The sequence below is a fragment of the Brenneria roseae subsp. americana genome, from assembly GCF_003115815.1.
Taxonomy (GTDB): Bacteria; Pseudomonadota; Gammaproteobacteria; order Enterobacterales; family Enterobacteriaceae; genus Brenneria; species Brenneria roseae.
Window position 1 is genome coordinate 154,772 of sequence record NZ_QDKJ01000009.1, and the last position, 20,997, is coordinate 175,768.

At 54.0% G+C, this 20,997-nt stretch carries 18 protein-coding genes; 9 read left to right on the forward strand and 9 right to left on the reverse strand.

The window, feature by feature from the left end; genetic code table 11:
* Positions 1-374: 374 nt before the first annotated feature.
* From uvrD to lptM, 6 genes are all read right to left on the reverse strand, one after another.
* On the reverse strand, positions 375-2,537 hold the full coding sequence (uvrD, locus tag B4923_RS13135; RefSeq protein ID WP_109054816.1) for a DNA helicase II: 2,163 nt from the start codon (positions 2,535-2,537) through the stop codon (positions 375-377).
* 87 nt (positions 2,538-2,624) lie between these two features.
* Positions 2,625-3,341 carry a 5-amino-6-(5-phospho-D-ribitylamino)uracil phosphatase YigB gene (yigB, locus tag B4923_RS13140; RefSeq protein WP_109054817.1) on the reverse strand — a complete coding sequence of 239 codons (717 nt, stop codon included), beginning with the start codon at positions 3,339-3,341 and terminating at the stop codon, positions 2,625-2,627.
* Positions 3,341-4,276, reverse strand: a complete 936-nt coding sequence (gene xerC, locus B4923_RS13145; RefSeq protein WP_109054818.1) for a tyrosine recombinase XerC — start codon at positions 4,274-4,276, stop codon at positions 3,341-3,343. Before xerC ends, yigB begins: the two co-directional genes overlap by 1 nt.
* Positions 4,273-4,977: a DUF484 domain-containing protein gene (locus B4923_RS13150; RefSeq protein WP_109054819.1), complete on the reverse strand. Its 705-nt coding sequence runs from the start codon at positions 4,975-4,977 to the stop codon at positions 4,273-4,275. The genes xerC and B4923_RS13150 overlap by 4 nt, the downstream gene beginning before the upstream one ends.
* Positions 4,974-5,798, reverse strand: coding sequence for a diaminopimelate epimerase (dapF, locus tag B4923_RS13155; RefSeq protein WP_109054820.1), 825 nt, complete (start codon positions 5,796-5,798; stop codon positions 4,974-4,976). The genes B4923_RS13150 and dapF overlap by 4 nt, the downstream gene beginning before the upstream one ends.
* 147 nt (positions 5,799-5,945) lie before the next feature.
* A complete protein-coding gene (gene lptM, locus B4923_RS13160; protein WP_245929579.1) occupies positions 5,946-6,113 on the reverse strand; it encodes an LPS translocon maturation chaperone LptM in 168 nt (55 codons plus the stop codon).
* 77 nt (positions 6,114-6,190) lie between these two features.
* Here lptM and cyaY point away from each other — a divergent pair, with 77 nt between their 5' ends.
* Positions 6,191-6,511: an iron donor protein CyaY gene (gene cyaY / locus B4923_RS13165; RefSeq protein WP_109054822.1), complete on the forward strand. Its 321-nt coding sequence runs from the start codon at positions 6,191-6,193 to the stop codon at positions 6,509-6,511.
* Between the two features lie 109 nt (positions 6,512-6,620).
* Here cyaY and B4923_RS13170 read toward each other — a convergent pair whose 3' ends face one another.
* Together B4923_RS13170 and B4923_RS13175 are read right to left on the reverse strand one after the other, a co-directional pair.
* Positions 6,621-7,799: an MFS transporter gene (locus B4923_RS13170; RefSeq protein ID WP_109054823.1), complete on the reverse strand. Its 1,179-nt coding sequence runs from the start codon at positions 7,797-7,799 to the stop codon at positions 6,621-6,623.
* A 73-nt stretch (positions 7,800-7,872) separates the two neighbouring features.
* Positions 7,873-10,428 carry a class I adenylate cyclase gene (locus B4923_RS13175; protein ID WP_109054824.1) on the reverse strand — a complete coding sequence of 852 codons (2,556 nt, stop codon included), beginning with the start codon at positions 10,426-10,428 and terminating at the stop codon, positions 7,873-7,875.
* 329 nt (positions 10,429-10,757) lie between these two features.
* On the opposite strand from B4923_RS13175, the gene hemC reads away from it, so the two are divergent.
* The 5 genes from hemC (at position 10,758) to B4923_RS13200 (ending at position 15,717) form a co-directional block, all read left to right on the forward strand.
* A complete protein-coding gene (gene hemC / locus B4923_RS13180) occupies positions 10,758-11,699 on the forward strand; it encodes a hydroxymethylbilane synthase (RefSeq protein WP_109054825.1) in 942 nt (313 codons plus the stop codon).
* The gene (gene hemD / locus B4923_RS13185; RefSeq protein ID WP_109054826.1) at positions 11,696-12,436 is read left to right on the forward strand and encodes a uroporphyrinogen-III synthase; all 741 of its coding nucleotides are present in this window, start codon (positions 11,696-11,698) and stop codon (positions 12,434-12,436) included. The genes hemC and hemD overlap by 4 nt, the downstream gene beginning before the upstream one ends.
* Positions 12,437-12,459: 23 nt before the next feature.
* Positions 12,460-13,587 carry a uroporphyrinogen-III C-methyltransferase gene (hemX, locus tag B4923_RS13190; protein ID WP_109054827.1) on the forward strand — a complete coding sequence of 376 codons (1,128 nt, stop codon included), beginning with the start codon at positions 12,460-12,462 and terminating at the stop codon, positions 13,585-13,587.
* Between the two features lie 2 nt (positions 13,588-13,589).
* Complete coding sequence (gene hemY, locus B4923_RS13195; RefSeq protein WP_109054828.1) at positions 13,590-14,783, forward strand: protoheme IX biogenesis protein HemY; 1,194 nt, start codon at positions 13,590-13,592, stop codon at positions 14,781-14,783.
* A 256-nt stretch (positions 14,784-15,039) separates the two neighbouring features.
* Positions 15,040-15,717 (forward strand): type 1 glutamine amidotransferase domain-containing protein, encoded by a 678-nt coding sequence (locus B4923_RS13200; protein ID WP_109054829.1) that lies wholly within the window; start codon positions 15,040-15,042, stop codon positions 15,715-15,717.
* A gap of 577 nt (positions 15,718-16,294) precedes the next feature.
* Here the strand turns inward: B4923_RS13200 and B4923_RS13205 are convergent.
* Positions 16,295-16,945 carry a GntR family transcriptional regulator gene (locus tag B4923_RS13205; RefSeq protein WP_109054830.1) on the reverse strand — a complete coding sequence of 217 codons (651 nt, stop codon included), beginning with the start codon at positions 16,943-16,945 and terminating at the stop codon, positions 16,295-16,297.
* Between the two features lie 264 nt (positions 16,946-17,209).
* Here B4923_RS13205 and B4923_RS13210 point away from each other — a divergent pair, with 264 nt between their 5' ends.
* The 3 genes from B4923_RS13210 to B4923_RS13220 all read left to right on the forward strand — a co-directional run bounded on the left by B4923_RS13210 (position 17,210) and on the right by B4923_RS13220 (position 20,819).
* Positions 17,210-18,562 (forward strand): MmgE/PrpD family protein, encoded by a 1,353-nt coding sequence (locus B4923_RS13210; RefSeq protein WP_109054831.1) that lies wholly within the window; start codon positions 17,210-17,212, stop codon positions 18,560-18,562.
* 83 nt (positions 18,563-18,645) lie between these two features.
* Complete coding sequence (locus B4923_RS13215) at positions 18,646-19,971, forward strand: MmgE/PrpD family protein (RefSeq protein WP_109054832.1); 1,326 nt, start codon at positions 18,646-18,648, stop codon at positions 19,969-19,971.
* A gap of 86 nt (positions 19,972-20,057) precedes the next feature.
* On the forward strand, positions 20,058-20,819 hold the full coding sequence (locus B4923_RS13220; protein ID WP_109054833.1) for a sulfite exporter TauE/SafE family protein: 762 nt from the start codon (positions 20,058-20,060) through the stop codon (positions 20,817-20,819).
* The last annotated feature ends 178 nt before the right edge of the window (positions 20,820-20,997 follow it).

Here is a 20,997-nt window from a genome sequence, read left to right on the forward strand (position 1 = left end):
GTAACAGAGATGGACAACGCGATGGAAGCACAGAAACAGCGGTGAGAATGTCACCAGCAGGTTTCAGACCGTTCGACGGATCTGACTCGTAGCGACATGAATAACATCGCTGACAACCACGAAGGCTATCAGCATAACGGAGATAGCCTTAGAAGTTGTACCTAATGAGCAGGTTATTGAGCCAGTATCGACTGGGTGTGTCCAAGGCGTAGGTCCTCCGGGAATAATGATGCGCGCATGTTACGCCGAGATGAAAAAGGCTGTCAACTTTAAAACCGCCGTTCAACACGCTGTCGCCAATTGAATAAATGCCCCGTCTTTTCTCATCGGCTACGCCCGATGCGCCAACCGGGAAACGAAGGCAGGTTACCCTCTCACACCGTTTCCAGCCGGGCGTAAGCCGCGACCAGCCATTTAATCCCTTGTCCCTGAAATGCGACCTGTACCCGGCAGTGGTCACCACTGCCTTCCAGATTAACGATGGTGCCTTCACCAAATTTAGTATGACGAACCCGTTGCCCCAGCGTATAGCCACTGTCATTCTGGCTGATCGGCGTGCCCAGACGCTGATGGTTGACCGGACGCGATACGCTGGCCCGCAAGCGGACTTCTTCAACGCATTCCGACGGCAACTCTCCCACAAAACGCGAAGGACGATGATAAGCTTCTTTGCCGTATAAACGACGGGATTCCGCATAGGTCAACGTCAGCTTTTGCATCGCGCGGGTCACCCCCACATAGGCCAGACGCCGCTCCTCTTCCAGCCGCCCCCCTTCATCCAGCGACATCTGGCTGGGGAACATGCCTTCTTCCATCCCGACGATGAAAACCTGCGGGAACTCCAGACCTTTCGCCGAATGCAGCGTCATCAGCTGCACCGCATCCTGATTGGCGTCCGCCTGGCCTTCCCCCGCTTCCAGCGCCGCATGCGACAAGAAAGCCTGTAACGGCATCAGATCCTGATCTTCTTCCTGATAGCTGAACTGCCGCGTGGCGGTGACCAGTTCCTCCAGGTTTTCTATCCGCGCCTGACCTTTTTCCCCTTTCTCCTGCTCATACATGCCCCACAGACCGGAATCTTTAATTACCCGATCGGTCTGCACATGCAATGGCAGTTCGGCGGTTTCATAAGCCAGCGCATCAACCAGTTCCACAAAGCGCTGTAGCGACGCGGCAGCGCGTCCCGCCAGCGCTTTGTCCTGCAATAAGGCTCGAGTTGACTGCCACAGCGTCAACTGCCTGTCGCGGGCGGTCTGACGTACCACATCCAGCGTTCTGTCGCCAATGCCGCGCGTCGGGGTATTCACCACCCGCTCAAACGCCGCATCGTCATTACGGTTGGCAATCAAACGCAGATACGCCAGCGCATCTTTAATTTCCTGACGTTCAAAGAATCGCATGCCGCCGTAAATACGATAAGGCATGCTTTGCTGTAACAGCGCTTCTTCCAGCACGCGCGACTGGGCGTTGCTACGGTATAAAATGGCGTTATCGTTCAACGAGCCGCCATTTTCCTGCCAGACTTTGATTCGGTTGACGACAAACCGGGACTCGTCCAGTTCGTTAAAGGCGCAATAGAGTGAAATCGGCTCGCCTTCCACGCCATCCGTCCACAGGTTTTTCCCCAGCCGTCCACCATTGTGCGCAATCAGCGCATTAGCCGCCTTCAGGATATTGCTGGTTGAACGGTAATTCTGCTCCAGCCTAATCGTCTCGGCGCCGATAAAGTCTTTCAGGAACAGCTGAATATTTTCGACCTGCGCCCCACGCCAGCCATAGATAGACTGGTCGTCATCGCCAACAATCATCACCTTGGCGCTATCGCCTGCCAGCATACGAATCCACGCATACTGGATACGGTTGGTATCCTGAAACTCATCGACCAGAATATTGGTGAACCGTTCGCGATAGTGATTCAACACGTGTGGCTTGTTCAACCACAATTCATGCGCGCGCAGCAGCAACTCGGCAAAATCCACCAGCCCGGCGCGATCGCAAGCCTCCTGATAGGCCTGATAAACCCGCTGCCAGGTTTGCTCGATCGGATTGCCGTAACTTTCGATATGCTGGGGGCGTAACCCTTCGTCTTTTTTCCCGTTGATGTACCACATGGCCTGACGCGGCGGCCACTGCTTCTCATCCAGATTCAGCGCCCGTATCAGACGCTTGAGCAACCGTAGTTGATCATCGCTGTCCAGAATCTGAAAGTCCTGCGGCAAGCCGGCATCCATATGATGAGCACGCAACAAACGGTGGGCTAAGCCATGAAAAGTCCCAATCCACATTCCGCCCTGACTGGTGCCGATCAGATGATCGATGCGGTGCCGCATTTCTGCCGCGGCCTTGTTGGTAAAGGTCACCGCCATAATGGAATAGGGGGAACAGTTTTCGACGGCCAGCAGCCAGGCAATACGATGCACCAAGACCCGGGTTTTGCCACTGCCTGCCCCGGCCAGCACCAATAAATTGCTGCGTGGTGCGGCTACCGCATCACGTTGTTTGTCGTTGAGGCCATCAAGCAGTTCAGAAACGTCCATAGATACCGGTTATCCGTTGACGGGAAACCGTGCCGTCACAAAGAAGACACCTTCCCACTGGTTATTTATACAGTTTGTATAGAATGATTATAGCAATGCTGTCAGCGATGCCAACCGCGAAATTTCAATATGCGGCAGCAATCTTGTGTCGCCAATCTGCATGAGATTGCCTTCACGCAGATTGATCCAGCACGCCTGCATACCGCAGCGAACCGCGCCCGCGACATCGGTGATGAGATCATCGCCCACATGCAGGATCTGATCCAGCGACAAACCGAGCTTTGCTGCCGCCAGATGATACATATCATCAAACGGCTTTGCGCGCCCGTCAGGGCCGGCACGAAGAATAAAGGTGAAATAATGATCCAGCCCAAACAGATGCGGCTCGGCATTACCATTGGTGATTGCCGCCAGCGGCAGATGTTCGGCCAAGGCGGCCAGCGTGCGGTGCGTCTCTTCCGTCACCTCGATTTGGCTGCGCCAGCGGGCGAAATTCTCCATCGCCGCCTTTGCCCCTGCCGTCGCTTCATCCGCCGGTAAACCCACATTCAGCATAACCTGCTCAACCGTACGCCGCCGCCATTCCGTAACGTCATGATAAATTTCCGGCTCCCGCGCGCGCAGTTCATTACGCAGATTCTGGAAGTCTGCCGCCTGAAAATCGCGTAACGCCGGATGATACTGCTGTAAAAAACACACCGACTCCCGCTCAGTCCGCCGTATCACCTCATAATTGTCGTACAGGGTGTCATCCAAATCGAAAGTGATAGCGCGAATTTGACCCAGAGGCCGGTAAAAATGCATCAGGTTTTTCCTCGCTTGGCACGTGGATGCGCGGCATCATACACCGACGCTAAATGTTGAAAGTCCAGATGGGTATAAATCTGTGTCGTCGAAAGGTTGGCGTGCCCCAGCAATTCCTGAACCGCGCGTAAATCGCCGCTGGACTCCAGCATATGGGTAGCGAAAGAGTGACGCAGCTTGTGCGGATGTACGTGACTGTTGACCCCTTGCTTCACGCCCCACTCGGCAAAGCGCTTCTGCACATTGCGCATAGAAATACGCCGGCCCTGATTGGAAACAAAAATCGCATCATCCTGCGGCCCAAACAGTTCGCGCAGCGCCAGCCAGTGTTCCAGCCAGGCGACCGCCGTTTTTCCCATTGGCAGCCTGCGCTCTTTGCTGCCTTTCCCTATGACCCAGACTTCACCCGTATCGAGATTGACGTGCCGGCAGTCCATTCCGACCAGCTCAGCCAGACGCAGTCCTGCGCCGTACATCACTTCCAACATTGCCCGATCGCGCACGGCCAGCGGATCATGCGGATCGATATCCAGCAGGCGGTTCATCTCGTCAACATCCATATTCTTGGGCAGATGACGCCCGGCCTGCGGGGTGGAAATCCCCCTGGCCGGATTCGCGCCCAGTACGCCACGCGACACCATCCAGTCAAGAAAACTGCGCAACGCCGATAAACGCAGGGCCAGACTTGCCGCATGCAATCCGTCTCGTTTACTGCGGGAAACCACAGAGCGTACGCCCGCCGCATCCAGTTTCTCCCAATCCGCCACCCCGTTAGCCGACACAATCGCGATCGTCGCGGCCAACTGGCGAGCGTAGCTGGTTTGCGTCAACGGGCTTAGCTGACGTTCCACTTTCAGGTAGCGCAGAAAATCATCCACGCGGTGTTGCAGGGAAGCCTCTGCTGCTGGCTTATCCGGCGAGGCAGGCTGACTCATATCCGCTCAACCCAGCGCTCCAGCATGGCGGGCAACATGGTCGTCAATTGCTGCAACAGCACGGTCCCCATGCCATCCTGATAATGATGAGTATCGCGGCTGCTGAAGATCAGCAGCCCTAAATCATGATTTTCACCCAATAAGGATACCGCGACCGATCCCACCTGCTTGGCCTGTGGCAACAACATCAGCAGCTCGGGTCCATTCAGACCGCCCAGATAATGGTTGGACTGGCCAAAACGTTGAATACGCAATGGTTCGAACAGCGTCCGATTCAAAGCAAGATGAGTAAAATCGGAAGGCGCGCCAATACGCCATTTATCACTGAACAACCGAACGGTGGCGCCAGCCAGCCCCAGCTTGCGTGCCCAACGCTGGAATCTGTCGAGCATATCCAGCAGACTGTCGGCGGATGCCAGCTCGGTTTGCAGGCCGAGAAGTCGCTTAAACAGCACTTCGTTCGCCCCCGCCTGTTCCATCAGCAGCGTGATTTCTTCTTCAAGCTGGGTGATATGATTTCGCTGACGAGCAAGCTGCCACTCGACCAGCGATACGGTTCCCCTGATGGGGTGTGGGATCCGCATCTGCTCGGTGGGTCGGGCATTGCGGATAAAAAAATCAGGATTCTGTTGCAGGAACTGCAAAACCATCTCGTCACTGAGTTCGATTTGGCGCTCTGCCTGCTCCTCGACATTCTTCATAAATGAATAAATCCATCGTAAACATGCGTTGCAGGACCGGTCATAAACAACGGATTCCCCGGGCCATCCCAATGAATATCCAGCTCTCCGCCCGGCAGCGACACGCGCACCTGTGAAGAAAACAACCCCTGCTGTACCCCAACGGCCACAGCAGCACAGGCACCGCTGCCGCATGCCTGCGTTTCGCCAGCGCCTCGTTCATAAACCCGCAGGCGCACCGTATTACGATCGACAACCTGCATAAAACCGATATTAGCACGCTCTGGAAAACGCTCATGGTTTTCCAGCAGCGGTCCGATCTCTTCTACATTCGCGCTATCCACATCATCGACCTGAATCACACAGTGCGGGTTGCCCATGGACACGACACCACAGAGTATGGTGTGTTCCCCGGCGCGCATGATATAGGTTTTCTCCGCTTTTACTGCCCGAAACGGCACCTGCTGCGGTTCAAAATTGGGTTCACCCATATTAACCCGGACCAGCTCATCATCGGTGACAGTGAGGAGCATTCGCCCGGTCTGGGTACTGACGGCGATGTCACGCTTGTTGGTCAACCCTTTCAGGCGGACAAAACGGGCAAAACAGCGTGCCCCATTACCACATTGCGCAACCTCGCTGCCGTCAGCATTGAAAATACGATAATGGAAATCCAGTTCGGGATCGTAAGGGGGTTCAACCACCAGAAGCTGATCAAAACCGACGCCGCAATATCGGTCCGACAAACGACGGATCAACTCGGGGGAAAAATAAACATTCTGCGTTACAGCATCAACAACCATGAAATCGTTGCCTAAGCCGTGCATTTTAGCGAACTGCATTATCCTGACTCCGCTAGCTTAACCAGGCGCGGTAAAAACGCTACCCTGTCATCTTTCAAGTTGCCGGTGCGTTGGCTTCCTGCACCTCGAAATCTATTGGGTATATCGTGACCAGTTATAAAATAATGATGGACACATCGTCACGCACTAACGTCGCATGGACACTTTTTGATGTGATGCCTGATTCCCATTCTGCTCGACGGTTGTCGATGCGGCTTTCTGATCGGGTGGCATATACAGCGGCCCTTTTAAGCCGCACCCGAACAGGCTTAGCAACGATAACGCCAGAAAAAACTGACGAAATACTTTTTTCATAACATTAAGACCTGTAATTCATACTCGTATGCTCTCTATAATCGCAGGTGGATCATGAAAATCAATAGGAATCGAAAATGAACGATAGCGAGTTCCATCAGTTAGCCGACAAATTGATGCTTCAGTTGGAAGAAACGTTGGATCAATTTGAAGGCGATGCCGATATCGATTATGAAACCAACGGCGGCGTGATGACGCTAAGTTTTGAAAACGGCAGCAAAATCGTGATTAACCGTCAGGAGCCCATGCATCAGGTCTGGCTGGCGACCAAGGCCGGCGGCTATCACTTCAATTATCAGGATGGCCGCTGGGTATGCGATCGCAGTGGCGATGATTTTACGGCGTTGCTGTCCGAAGCCTGTTCCGTACAGGCGGGCGAAGACGTTCACTTCGCTTAGCCGCGCTTTTACGAGAATCAGTACAACTCGCCTATTCTCCCGGATGCGACCGAGATTGAGGGCGGTTTCAGAATGAGCCGCCCGATACGACAGCGCCGTGCAATCGTGGCTAAGCGGCGTTCCGTCTGACCAGAACAAGCAGCAGCGTCATCAGCAACAGAATTCCGATACCGAACATATTCACCAGAGGCCAACCGCTGGTGAACGCCATCATGCTCCCCGCCGACAGCGACGCCAGCGCATTCGGGATATAAATAGCCAGTGAGTTAATCCCCTGCAATCTGGATTTGTGCACGGAATGGGTAAACGTATTCAACATGAAGGTGCCGCCGTTGAACATGAAAGCCCAGCCGATGCCAAACATAATCAGCGCAGCGAGGAAATTCCAGAAGGCCAGACCACTCAACGCGATAACAATACCGATCCCATTGCAGAGAATGCCGGTCACGATAACCTGAACGGCGCTCATCCGCTTTGCCAGCACCACCAGCAGCAACGCCGGCGCATACATTGCGACAAAATGCCACTGCAATACCGTCGCACTGTTGTCCACCGAGAAGTGGTGCTGATGCATGGCCAGCGGCGCCGAATTCATCAGCAACGTCATCACGACAAAACCGACCGTACAACTGGCGGTTCCCAGCATAAACGCGCGACTTTTCAGGATTGAAGACAATGATGCTTCACTCTTATCCGCTGTCGCAACAGGCGCCGTATTGGGTAATTTCAGACCTGACAGCAAGAGCGCCGTGACCACGCAGATAATGGCGCCCGCAATAAAGCTGCCAAAGAAGGGATACGGCGGCCACGCGTGGGCTGACTGACTGGCGGCGAAGGGGCCGAGAAAACCGCCCAGAATACCCCCGCTGATCACCCATGAAATCGCACTGCTCTTTTGATGGTTATCCGTAAAGATTTCTGCCGCCGCAAAACGATAATACTGGTTGAACGCGCAGGACATTCCCAATACAAACGTGGCAAACACAAACAGGGTAAAGTTGTGCCACACGATCGCCAGCGCCGCCAGCAGCGAGCCAACCAGCCCCAACAGAGCGCCGAAGATAAAGGCGTTTCGTCTGCCATATTTCGCCATCAGGGATGAAACAGAATAAATCATCAGGGCGGCGCCGCAGACCGTTGACGTGATTGGCAGCGTTGTCAGCAGCGGCACCGGCGTCATCAGGACGCCCACCAGTGTAGAAGAAAGGGTCATCAACGAAATGATACTGCCCGTCAGCCCCTGGCCCAATGCCAGCAATATCAGATTTCTGCGCTGCAACGAATCCATGGTGAAGTCCTTTTCTCAAATTAAGGCGAAAAGAAAAATCCGGGTCCGGCGAAAACCAGGGAGTTATAGGAAGTTAAAGTATCTGTAACCGCTGCTTCATGACCATCGACGCGCCTTCCGCCGCCGGCGTAATGCACAAATGAGAAAGCGCGCTGCTGCGGAAAGGGATCACCTGAGTTCGGCCATCAAGTTGCACGATCTGATAAAACTGCGGCAGGTTGAAATTAATAAAGCTGGAGCCATACGTGAAGCGATCGTGGGAAGACGAATAGAATCGGCTGACATCACGCACCAGCTCTTCCTTGCTGCCTTCACAGTGGTGATAAACTTCAACCCGGTTGGACTCATCCAGAATATAGATATTAAAGCCTTGATTTTCGCTCAGATCTTCAAAGAAGAACTGGATAATCCCTTCACTGGCCACGCCATCTACCACGGGCGGCAAATGCACATGATTGGTTTCAACCTGAACAGGCAGACCCTGTAGTTTATTATTGGAAATCGCGCCGTAAAACTCGACGGCATTTTCCAGCTTCTGCACGGATACGCTCAGGCGTTCAAAGAACAATCCCCAGGTCTGTCCCGCCACTTTCACCGCTTTGAAACGTCCTGGCTCCTGACGCGTACTGGTCAGACGCAGCTCGATACATTCCGATACCAGTTGCTGTACGCGGGTACGAATCAGACCGCGTAAATGCTGGCTATAGCAGAAGACTTCCAGCGATTCCGGCAGCGCCGCATCCTGATGCATCTTGCCCAGAATGGTTTTCAACGCTTCCAGCACCGCCTGTTCACCACTGAAATGCAGCGTACGCACTTCATTCCAGGAATTGCGATACAACAAATCGATACTGCCCACCAGGCACTGCTGCTGTTGGCCGAAGCTGAAGACATCCAACTGGCGGAAATCAAAATGCACGACCTGATTACGGAAGGCGGCGGTAGGATCGTGTTCCAGGTTCACGATAATCGCCAGATGGCGAATCTCACACGGACTGTACAACGCCTTCGGCGTCGGTGCCGGCAGGCGCAGCGGGAAATGGCTGGATACATCGGCCACCAGAGCCTGCAAACGGGTGATGTCACACAGCTCGTTACCCTTGATGTGCAATCGCGTACTGGGCGTTAGCAGGCCGTTAAAATAGGCCCAGGCCACCAGCTTGTTCAGATAGCGGTTATATTCCAGCGGTTGATGGCTGATAATGGCGTCCATCGACGGCGCCTGATTGTACAAATACCAGCCGGACCGGTTGGCGCGCCCGGCAGGAACATAGATAAAGGTCAGGTTCGGTTCTGATAAATCAGGCGATATCTGCGGGTTCAGCAGCGTAACTTTGCCAGGCAATGCTTCAAATGCGGCATAGAGCTTACGGGTCAAAACGCCGATATCCTGCGGACTGGCACTCACGCTCAGATTGTTACGGCGGGCAAAGCGGATCAGGTTGCGGTAGGTCTGCATCATCGCGTCGAGCAGTTCATTGTGTGCTTCACGCACGCGCTCGATTTTCCAGTTGGCGCGGTTATCCAGCATGGCCAGATGCTCCGCACTCCATCCCCATTCCTGAACCAACTGACTTAAAATCTGGCGGCGCCAGCCTACGCAGGCCCGCTCCCGGGATAACTTCTCACAAACTTTTAAATAGAAACATCGACGAGCCAGATCCAGACGGGTTGGATCGTTAATCGCCGTCAGATAATGGGTCACGCGCTCCAGCATCATACAGTAAGGATCCAGACCGAAAGAGACGATCTCGCCTTTGTGCAGACGCTTTTTGATATCCATTGAAAGCAGGTGCGTATCGGGATATTCCCAGGAATAAGCCTCCAGCAGCAGGGTTTTCAACACCGCTTTATAAGGAGAATCGATACTTTTATAGAGCTGCCACAGGCTGGCGCCGAAATACTCTTCCGCGGAGAGCGTACTTAGCCCGCCTAAATCCAACCACTCGTTCGGCGCCAGTGCGCCCTGCGCATACAGGGACAAGACGTATTCGTCGTAGTTTGCTTCTTCTTCTACCGGCACCATGTTCCACAAAATACGCTTGCCCGCCATGCGGACAGCCGTACGGTAGAACTCATCCAGCAACAGGATATGCTGGGTGGAACCGCAATCCTCACCACCGAGGCTGCCGCTTTCATTATGGCGGAAGCGATTTTCGTCCATCAGGAAGAAGCTGACATCCACCCCTTGCGCGGCGGCCCACTGTTCCAGCAACGTGCATTTCTGCTGTAACCGTAAACGTTCTTCATTATCAAGCCAGGACTGATGACAGACCCAGATGTCCAGATCGGAACTGCAACTCTGGCCAATTGAGGCCGTGCTGCCCATAGAGTAGAGGCCAGTGATGGGCAATTCGCCTTGCTCATGCGAATTTTCCAACTGACCCCATCTTAATTCGATGTTATCCAGGTAGTGTTGTTGTTTTTCATCGGGCGTGTAAATGCAGATACCGTGCGGAACCTTGCCTTCAAGGTAGCCTGGCATCAAGGGGTGATGATGATGTAATAAAATCGGCAGAAGACTGTAGACCTGCTGAAAAGCGGGTTTCATTGCTCCCAGAGCACGGTCAACGCGTAGTTGGTTGATCGCATCCAGTCTTTGCTTCAAAGTCTCGATGTAGAAGTACAAGACATTTCGCCTGATTATCCCAGTGCCTAGAAAAAACCCCGTATTCCAAATTTGCCAATGATAAAATTAGAGGAATGTTTGGCAAAATATCGCTGGAAACGTGATCAATTTAACACCTTGCTGATTAAGCGTAAAGAAAGTAAAGAAAGTTAGATTTATCTATCTTGCTTTTATTACATTTTTTCATTCGCAAAATCAGCCCGACTTCTCATTCCCACCTTCCTGCGCCTCCCGTCATCGTTTTAAAGGCGTACCGGCAATGTCCGTAACCTGACACTGGCGCACCATCAATGATACGATGGTGGAAAATGATAAAAACGGTATCAAGCATGTTAGACAATATTATTAGAATTGCCACCCGACAAAGCCCGCTTGCGCTGTGGCAAGCACAATATGTTCAACAGCGTTTGACGCACATCTATCCCGAACTTCAGGTCACGTTGGTCCCCATGGTTACCCGTGGTGATATCATTCTGGATACCCCGCTGGCGAAGGTTGGCGGCAAAGGTTTATTTGTCAAAGAATTAGAGTTGGCGCTGTTGGAAGACCGCGCCGATATTGCCGTTCACTCCATGAAAGATGTGCCGATCGAATTCCCTGACGGCCTCGGCCTGGTCACCATTTGCGAACGCGACGATCCCCGGGATGCCTTCGTTTCCAACCGTTACGCCAACCTCGATCAATTACCCGCAGGCAGCTGCGTCGGCACCTCCAGCCTGCGCCGCCAGTGCCAGCTGCGGGCCAGACGGCCCGATCTGACGATCCGGGATCTACGCGGCAACGTGGGAACGCGTCTGTCAAAACTGGACAACGGCGAATACGACGCCATTATTCTGGCTGTCGCGGGCCTGAAGCGCCTGAAACTGGAAGATCGCATACGCTGCGCGCTCAGCCCGGAAGAATCGCTGCCCGCCGTCGGCCAAGGGGCGATTGGCATTGAATGCCGCCTGGATGACGAACGTACCCAGCGGTTACTTGCGCCGTTGAATCACGCCGCTACCGCCGCCCGCGTACAGGCGGAACGAGCAATGAATATACGTCTGGAAGGCGGATGTCAGGTTCCTATCGGCAGTTATGCCGAGTTGAAAGGCGACGCTCTGTGGCTACGCGCACTGGTTGGCGCTCCCGATGGCAGCCAGATGATCGTCGGTGAACGTACCGGCAAAATAGCGGATGCAGAGCAAATCGGCATTGCGCTGGCGGAAGAACTGCTGACAAAGGGCGCCCGGGCGATCCTGCACGCTGTCTATCAGGAAACGCCTTCATCATGACCATTCTGGTGACTCGTCCGTCCCCGGCAGGTGAGCAACTGGTGACTCGCTTGAGAAAACTGGGCTACAGCGCCTGGCACAGCCCGCTGATTGAATTCTCACCGGGCCGTGAACTGGATCGGCTGCCTGCCTTGCTGGCAGCCTTGCGTCCCGGCGACATGGTGTTTGCGCTCTCACAGCATGCGATAGATTACGCGGTTCCACAGCTGGCAAGGGCCGGCAGCGGTTGGTCATCGACGCTATCCTATTATGCCATTGGCCGGACAACCGCGCTGGCGTTGCACAAAGTCAGCGCGCAGCCCGTTTCCTACCCCCAGGATAGAGAAACCAGCGAAACATTATTACAACTCCCCGAACTCCAGCATGTTAAGGGCAAACAAGCGCTATTATTACGAGGTAATGCCGGCAGAGCATTGCTGGGCGCCACGCTCGCCGAGCGGGGCGCAACGGTGGTTTACTGTGAATGCTATCAACGCTGCGCCGTATATTATGACGGGCTGGAGCAGAGCCGCCACTGGCAGCAGGCTGGCATTGACAGGCTGGTGATCACCAGCGGAGAAATGCTACAACAGATCTATAATTTAGTTCCTGATTATTATCGAACTTCCTGGTTGCTCGGATGCCAGGTGATCGTAGTCAGTGAACGCCTGGCAATACAGGCTCGCCAGCTTGGCTGGAGCCATGTTCGAGTAGCCGATAACGCCGACAACGATGCGCTCGTGCGCGCACTACAATAAACCTGATCATGGGATGTACCATTATGACGGAACACAATACCCCCACAGCCCCGTCCGAAGAGGTTGCCGAGCGGGTTGATCCCGCTAATCAGCCACAGGATCCCGCACCGCAACCGGCCAAACGGACTGGTGCTCTGCTGGGGGCCATCGCGATTGTTATTGCGCTGGCACTGAGTGGCGGACTTTACTATCACGGTCATCAGCAGGCACAGCAGGAATCTGCGGCCATTCAGCGACTGACATCCCAGCTAAACTCGCTGCAACAGCAGCAGCAACAGCAACGTCAGCAGTGGCAAGATGCGCAACAGCAACATGCCAGGATACAAGATGCCGCCGAACAGCGTCTTGATGCCCTGACGCATCAGTCAGATGAACTGCGTGAAAAGCTGGCCGCACTGTCCAATCAAGATACCAGCACCTGGTTGCTGGCACAGTCCGATTTTCTGGTAAAACTGGCCGCCAGAAAGCTATGGAGCGATAAAGACGTCACCACGGCAGGGGCGCTGCTGAAAAGCGCGGATGCCAGCCTGGCGGAAATGAACGACCCTAGCCTGATTGAAATCCGCCGCGCGCTGACCAATGACATCAGCGCTCTGGCTGGCGTAAGCCAGATCGATTTCGACGGCATCATTCTCAAAGTGAACCAATTGACCGATCAGGTGGATAACCTGCAGTTGGCCGACATGAATACCGACGAGGCGCCAATGGATGAAAACAGCACAGAGCTGTCAGCCTCACTCAACGAATGGCGTCAGAACCTTAGCAAAAGCTGGCACAACTTTCTGGCCGACTTCATTACCATTCGTCGCCGGGACAGCGCGGCAGAACCGCTGTTAGCGCCCAGTCAGGATGTTTATTTGCGCGAGAATATCCGCTCGCGCCTGCTGGTCGCCGCTCAGGCGATCCCGCGTCATCAGAATGAAGTGTATAAACAGTCATTGGAAACCGCAGCCACGTGGGTAAGAGCGTATTTCGATACCACAAACCCAACGACTCAGGCATTTCTGGATCAGCTCGATGAACTGAGCCAACAATCGATCTCGATGGACGTGCCTGCTGAATTGCAAAGCCAGCCGCTGTTGGAAAAACTGATGCAGACAAGAGTTCGCAACCTGCTGGCTCAGACGCCAGCGACTCAACAGGAGGATTGAATATGTTGAGAGTCCTGTTGCTGTTTCTGATCCTGATTGCAGGCGTGGTGCTCGGCCCAATGGTTGCAGGCCATCAAGGCTACGTGCTGATTCAAACGGACAACTACAACATTGAAACCAGCGTTACCGGGCTGGTGATTATGCTGGTGTTGCTGTTCCTGGTCCTGCTGGCCGTCGAATGGATTATCCGCCGTATTTTTCGTACCGGCACCCGCACGCGTGGCTGGTTCCTTGGCCGTAAGCGCAACCGGGCGAAAAAACAGACCAAAGCGGCGTTGCTCAAACTGGCAGAAGGGGATTATCTACAGGTCGAGAAATTAATGACTCGTAATGCCGACCATGCCGAACAACCGGTGGTCAATTACCTGCTGGCGGCCGAGGCGGCTCAACAGCGCGGTGATGAATTCCGCACCAAACAATATCTGGAACGGGCGGCGGAAATCGCCGATACCGACCAGTTACCGGTTGATATCACCCGCGTCCGCATTCAACTGGCGCGCCATGAAGATCACGCGGCTCGTCACGGCGTTGACCGTCTGCTGGAAGTCGCTCCTCGGCATCCGGAAGTCTTGCGTCTGGCTGAACAGGCATTTCTGCGCACCAGTGCCTATAGCGCGCTGCTGGATATTCTGCCCGCCATACGCAAACTGCCTGCGCACAACGAAGAACATGTGTTGGCGCTGCAACAGCAAGCCTACCTCGGTCTGATGAATCAGGCGATGGCAGACGGCGGCAGTGAGGGCCTGAAACAGTGGTGGAACAGCCAAAGTCGTAAAATTCGCCATCAGGTGCCTTTACAGGTGGCGATGATCGAACATTTGATTGAATGCGATGACCACGATACCGCGCAAAAAATCATTCTCGATGGGCTCAAACGCCAGTATGACGAACGGCTGGTTCTGCTGATGCCGCGCCTCAAAGCGGGCGATCCGGACCAACTGGAGAAAATGCTGCGTCAGCAAATCAAACAGCAAGGCGCTACGCCGTTGTTGAATAGCACGCTGGGGCAATTGCTGATGAAGCACGGCGAATGGCAACAGGCCAGCGATGCTTTCCAGGCAGCGCTGGAACAACGTCCGGATGCGTATGACTACGCGTGGCGCGCCGATGCACTTGATCGACTTCATTTACCTGAAGATGCCGCCCAAATGCGCAGAGAAGGTTTGTTGCTCACCTTGCAACAGCCCGCTGGGTAATCATGAATGGGGCGCCAACACGGCGCCCCATTTTCCTGAATCGTCTCAATTTTCCATCCCTTCCCTTGATTCTCCGTATTGACCCTCAATGTCTAACGGTGAAAGGTCCTTTTGCGCCGTCTGCTATGCTTTGACGGTACATAGATATGCCGGGTTCAAAGGCTGATCCACGTAACAAGCGCCTATTGGTACCGATACCGCGACAAAATCCGTCAGGCAAGATGCCTTGATGAACGCAACTACCGGGAGTGAAAAAATGAACGTATTGATGGTCCTCACCTCGCATGATCAACTGGGAAACACGGGTAAAAAAACGGGTTTCTGGTTGGAAGAGTTCGCTGCGCCTTATTATGCGTTCAAAGACGCAGGAGCCGTAATCACACTGGCCTCACCGAAAGGCGGGCAGCCGCCGCTTGATCCCAAAAGTGACGAGCCGGATGCTCAAACCGAAGACACCGAGCGCTTTAAAAAAGATGCCGAAGCGCAGGCCGCGCTGGCCTCCACGCAGCGGTTATCCGATGTAAAAGAAACCGATTTCGATGCCATCTTCTACCCTGGCGGCCACGGCCCGCTGTGGGATTTAGCCGAAGATCGTCATTCGATCGCGCTGATCGAGTCATTTTCTCAGGCAGGTAAACCCGTCGGCGCGGTTTGCCATGCGCCCGGCGTACTGCGCCACGCCCGTGGCGCCGACGGCAATTCGCTGGTAAAAGGCCGCAAAGTGACCGGCTTCTCCAATTCCGAAGAAGAGGCCGTGCAACTTAGCGATATTGTGCCGTTTCTGGTTGAGGATGAGCTGAAACAAAAAGGGGGGATCTATGAAAAAGGCCCGGATTGGCAACCACATGTCGTAACCGACGGGCTGTTAGTGACAGGGCAAAACCCTGCCAGCTCAGCACCGGTTGCAACCGCATTACTAAAACTGCTGGTCTGAATCTTCCCGGTTACACCAGGGACGGCGGGCAAAAAAAACGCTTACCGTTAGTCGGTAAGCGTTGAAAAAAATCAGGTCTGTAAGACAACAGTACGGTGCCTCACTCAACGTTATGTCCGGGGAAATCCGATGGAGATCGTGAAACCTTCACCTGGAGTTGGACGATAGGCACCTCAAATTGGCTCTGCGTCATTCCCAGGATTATGAAGCCGAAGCAAACATAGAAGGTGGAATGAGCATCTACGGTGTAAAGTATAGCACATTGCATGCCAATTTTAAAAAATTACATTCCCCATCAAAAAAAATCGGTTTATTATTTGATAAATAAAGTTATTTTTATTCTCCTTTGCTTATATGCATCGATATGCCTGCACGCAAAGCAAGGTAATGAGAATGATACTATTCGTCTCCATAAGGAGACGGTTTTCCCATTAAATGTATTTTTTATTTATTTTCAATTAATTATATGTCTCAAAATGGAGACGGTCATTTCCGCCATCTGTCGCCATTTTTATGGCGGGCTATCTCTGTCCGTCACCCTTCGGTCGTCGCAAACCACGTTGAAAATCGCTTTATATCAGAGACGCTGGCTGAACATACTCAAACGTGCGCGATATCCGTTACGGATATGCTGACACGCGGCCTCTTGCGCAGCTTCACGATCGCGTCGCATTAACGCTTCCACTATCGCCTGATGCTCCCGCCGGGCCTCCTCGGTCCGTTCGGGCGATTCATAAGTCGTGCCACGCAGTAAAGACAAATGAATACGCAGATTATCCAGCATCTCATTCAAATATGGGTTGTGCGTGGCGCGGTAAATCTGGCGATGAAAAAGGCGATTATGATCGTGCAGTTGCTTGCTGTCCGTCAGGGTTCTCTCCATGTTAACCAGATCCTGCAACAGCTCAAGTTCCTCCGGTAGCGCCGACGCGACAGCAAGATCCATCGCCAACCGTTCCAGCCCTTCGCGCACCGCAAAAAGCTGGCGCAACCGCTCATAACTAATTTGCGCGATCATCAGTCCGCGCTGCGGGCCAGGCTCCACCAGACCCAGCGTTTCCAGACGATGCAACGCCTCCCGAATAGGGGTGCGGCTCAGGCCGAACTGTTTTGCCAGACGGGTTTCCTGCAAACGTTCACCTGGCAGCAGCTCGCCTTTTTCGATCGCGGCAATCAGTATCTCGAATGGCGATAAGGCCGTGTCTTGGTCATTAAGTTTTAAGTTCATAATCCATTAATACGCAATGTAACGATCGTGTAGTGAAAAAAATTCAAGTTCGCCCAACGTTCGGCCATTAGCAAGGCGTCGTATCGCTTATTTTGTACTTAGCTTAGCTAAAAAGCGTCTTTGTCGCTGAAGAGAGCGGTTGTTATTCTTGCCGCCACAAATGTATACAAATGAATGCAAGAAAACAAAGATTGTCAGCATTACTGTCATTCTGACCGTTTTCATCGTTAACGTCACAGCGTTTTCGCTTAAGGAGCTCTTACGATGACTGCGACTTCCCCCCTTTCTCGCGGCGAAGCACTCAGCCAGTTTATTCACTTTGCCTCACAACAGACGATACCCGCCGCCGTACAACATGAAGCCAAACGGGCGTTGATTGATTATCTGGGCGTTGCCGTCGGCGCCGTCGGGGATGATGCCGCCAGCGCGGTACAACGGGTGGTACAGCGCTGGCGATCGCAAGGTGATGCGCAAATCATTCTCGGGGGAAAAACCACGCCTGCGTTGGCGGCGCTCATCAATGGCACGCTCTCGCACGCCGCCGACTATGACGACACACACCCGGCCGGAGCCGGCCACCCCAGCGGTCCCTGTTGGTCCACGGCACTGGCGATGGCCCAGCACTATGGCGCCGATGAGTACACCACGCTCAGGGCGTTTATCATCGGATTCGAAGTCATGGCCAAGCTGGGCGGCGGGTGGGTTCCTGGTGTGGGACGAAACCTGCAACGCCGTGGTTTTCATCCGACATCGATTGTCGGACGGGCCGGCGCCGCGGCGGTCGCCGCATCCATTCTGCGCTTAGCGCCCGATGCCATCGCCAACGCGTTGGGAACGGCGGCAACCATGATGGGCGGGTTGCAGAAATCGTCCGGTACGCACGGAAAACCCTTTCATGCGGGTAAAGCGGCAATGGACGGCATCACAGCCGCAGAACTGGCCGCAGAAGGTTTTATCGCCGCTCACCATTTTTATGAAACCGATGGTTGGGTAAAAACCTTTATTCAGGATGGCAGCGCCGAAATTCCGCCCCTCGACTTCGGAGAGACGTGGGAATTGCTGGGCAACGGCTACAAACTGTATGCCAGTTGTCGGGGAACCCATGCCTCCATTGAGACAGCGCTTAAGCTTTATCCCCTGCTGAAAGGGCGGGCAATCGCGCGCATCCACGCCAGGGTTCATCCGATGGGAATGGTCAACGCCGGAATCGCCAACCCGAAAACACCGCTGGAGAGCAAGTTCAGTATCCCCCACTGTATTACTCTGGCGCTTAGCGGTTATCGTCTGACAGATACCGACTTTACCCAGCAAACCGTCGACGATCCGCTCCCCCGCCAATTATTACCACGATTAGACGTTGAAGCAGTAGCAGGCCAGTCGGCCAGCTCCGCCTTTATTGATGTCTGGCTGGAAGATGGCGAGCAATTACATGCAGAAACCGCTGTCTATCGCGGTCATCCGCAAAACCCGCTAACTGATGATGAACTCCGTGCCAAATTCGACACATTAACCATCCCGGTTCTGGGCGTAACCCGTAGCGATCGACTCTATCAGGCAGCATTTCATTTCGAACAGCCGGGTTCACTCGCCGCCATTGCAGAGATCCTGGCGGGATAACGAGAAGCGCAATCCCTTTTTATTACCCCCGGCTGACAACCTCAGCCGGGTATGAATACCGTAATTGATACAGGAACGATTTCATGACTATTGCCAGCCAGTTTGCACATAATCTGCTGGAATTTTCTCGCCAGACCTTTCCACCCGCGGTGCTGGCCCATGCCCGAACGGCCATGATTGATACGCTGGGCGTCACGCTGGCAGGCGGCATACAGGATGGCGCGCATAAGCTCAGAGCAGTAATTGTCCCGTCGGCGGCAACAGGCAAGAGCCGGATCTTCGGCACCGACCTTAAGCTGAATGCGCTGGATGCCGCACTGTTGAACGGCACATCCGCTCATTTGCTTGATTTCGACGATTCAAACTCCTGGCTGCACGGTCATATTTCCGTCGCGGTCCTCCCTGCCTTGCTGGCGCTGGCGGACGATCATGACGCGGACGGACCGGCTATTCTGCATGCCTACCTGTGTGGCTATGAAGCCGCCGTACGCATGGGAAAAACCGTCAGCCCGTTTCAGTACCGCCACGGCTGGCACCCCACCACATCGGTGGGTGTGTTCGCAGGCGTCGCCGCGTGCGCCGTATTGCTGAAGCTCAGTGAGGAAGAAACGGCTGCCGCTTTCGCCATCACCGCCTCTCTGGCCTCGGGGATTAAATCCAACTTCGGCAGCCAGACCAAATCGCTGGCGGTAGGACACGCCAACCGTAACGCGGTGATGGCGGTTTTATTGGCGCGTCAGGGATATAGCGCAGGCCCGACCGCGTTCGAGCACCATCACGGCTACTTCAATGTCTATAATCAGGGACCGGAAAATTATGACGCGACGCCGCTGACCGAACCCTGGGACGCGCCATCACACATCCTGGACCCGGCAAAAGGCAATAATTTCAAATACTTCCCTTGTTGCTATGCGATATTATCGCCGCTGGATGGCCTGCTGGCCCTGCGTGAAGAAACCGGGCTGGCCGCAGAGGCGCTTGAGCGTATCCAGATTGCCATTCATCCGATTCGTTTTCCCCATATCAATATTCCGTCACCGGCAACGCCGCTGGCTGGAAAATTCAGCCTGCACTACTGTATTGCCCGCGCCTGGGTACAAGGCCGACTTACGCTGGAGGATTTCATTGATGACGCCGCACTGGCCGATCCTGTCACACAGTCGCTGATGAAAAGAATAGAATTGGTCTGCCATGACGAGAAGACAACACATGCATCTCACGTCACGCTGTTCACCCGCGATGGACAAACGTACTATCGTCACGTAGCAGGAGCACAGGGTTCAAGTGCGGATAATCCGTTGCCAGAAAATCTAATCGCACAAAAATTTCTCGATTGCGCCAGTCAGGCACTGCCATACGCGGAAGCGCAGGCGTTATATCAGCGCCTGTTGCAGGATGATTATCGTTAATATAAAAACCGATGCCTGCCGCTATCTCTGCGGGTCAGGTATCGTGTATACCGTTTATCCTATGATGCTATGCTGGAATTTGACTCATGTTGCCTTTCGTTCCCCCTGAAATCTCGCCGCTATTTGCCGGCGTGTTGGTTTTTTGCAGCTTCCTGACATCGGCCCTGACCGCTGCGCTCGGGCTGGGTGGCGGCGTCACGCTGTTAGCCATTATGGGACTCGGAATGCCCGTCAGCAGCCTGCTTCCGGTCCACGGCATTGTGCAGCTTGGTTCCAATCTGAGCCGCAGCCTGATGCAACGTCTGTATATCGTCTGGCCGCTGGTACTGTGGTTTTTTATTGGCAGTGCGATCGGTATTGCACTGGGAACGCCTGTCGCGGTATGGATCCCGGATAGCGTGGCAAAAATCGCGTTGGCAGGCTTTATTCTGTGGTCGGTTTTCCGCAAACGCACACCACCTAAAAACGTCAACCGTCCCTTCTTTATTCTGGGAGGCGCCATCACCAGCCTCGGTACCATGATCGTCGGGGCGACAGGCCCGTTGGTCGCCGGCCTGATCAGCTCGCAAGGGTTGACAAAACAGCCCCTGATCGCCACACACGCCGTCTGCATGGTGCTGCAACACGGTCTGAAAATCCTGGCATTCGGGCTGATGGGGTTTGCCTACCATGACTGGTTGCCCATGTTGATCGCCATGATAGCCAGCGGAACGCTGGGCACCTGGCTCGGTACGCGGCTGCTGGATAATCTGCCGGAAAAGCTGTTTCGAACCACCTTTCGTCTCACCATGCTGGTTCTTAGCATTCAGCTCATTTGGCAGGGCATCCAGGGATTGTCCCTTATTTAACGCGCATCAGGCTCACCATCTGCCGTGGCACGGTCGGGAAGATTTGTGCCACCCATCAGCATCGCCCGCTTCCCAACGTCTATATCCAATATTCAACTTTAGATAGAGAAATATGCTATTTGCCATTTATCGGCAACATTGAGAACATTTGTATACAAAGGAACGCAATAAAATAAAA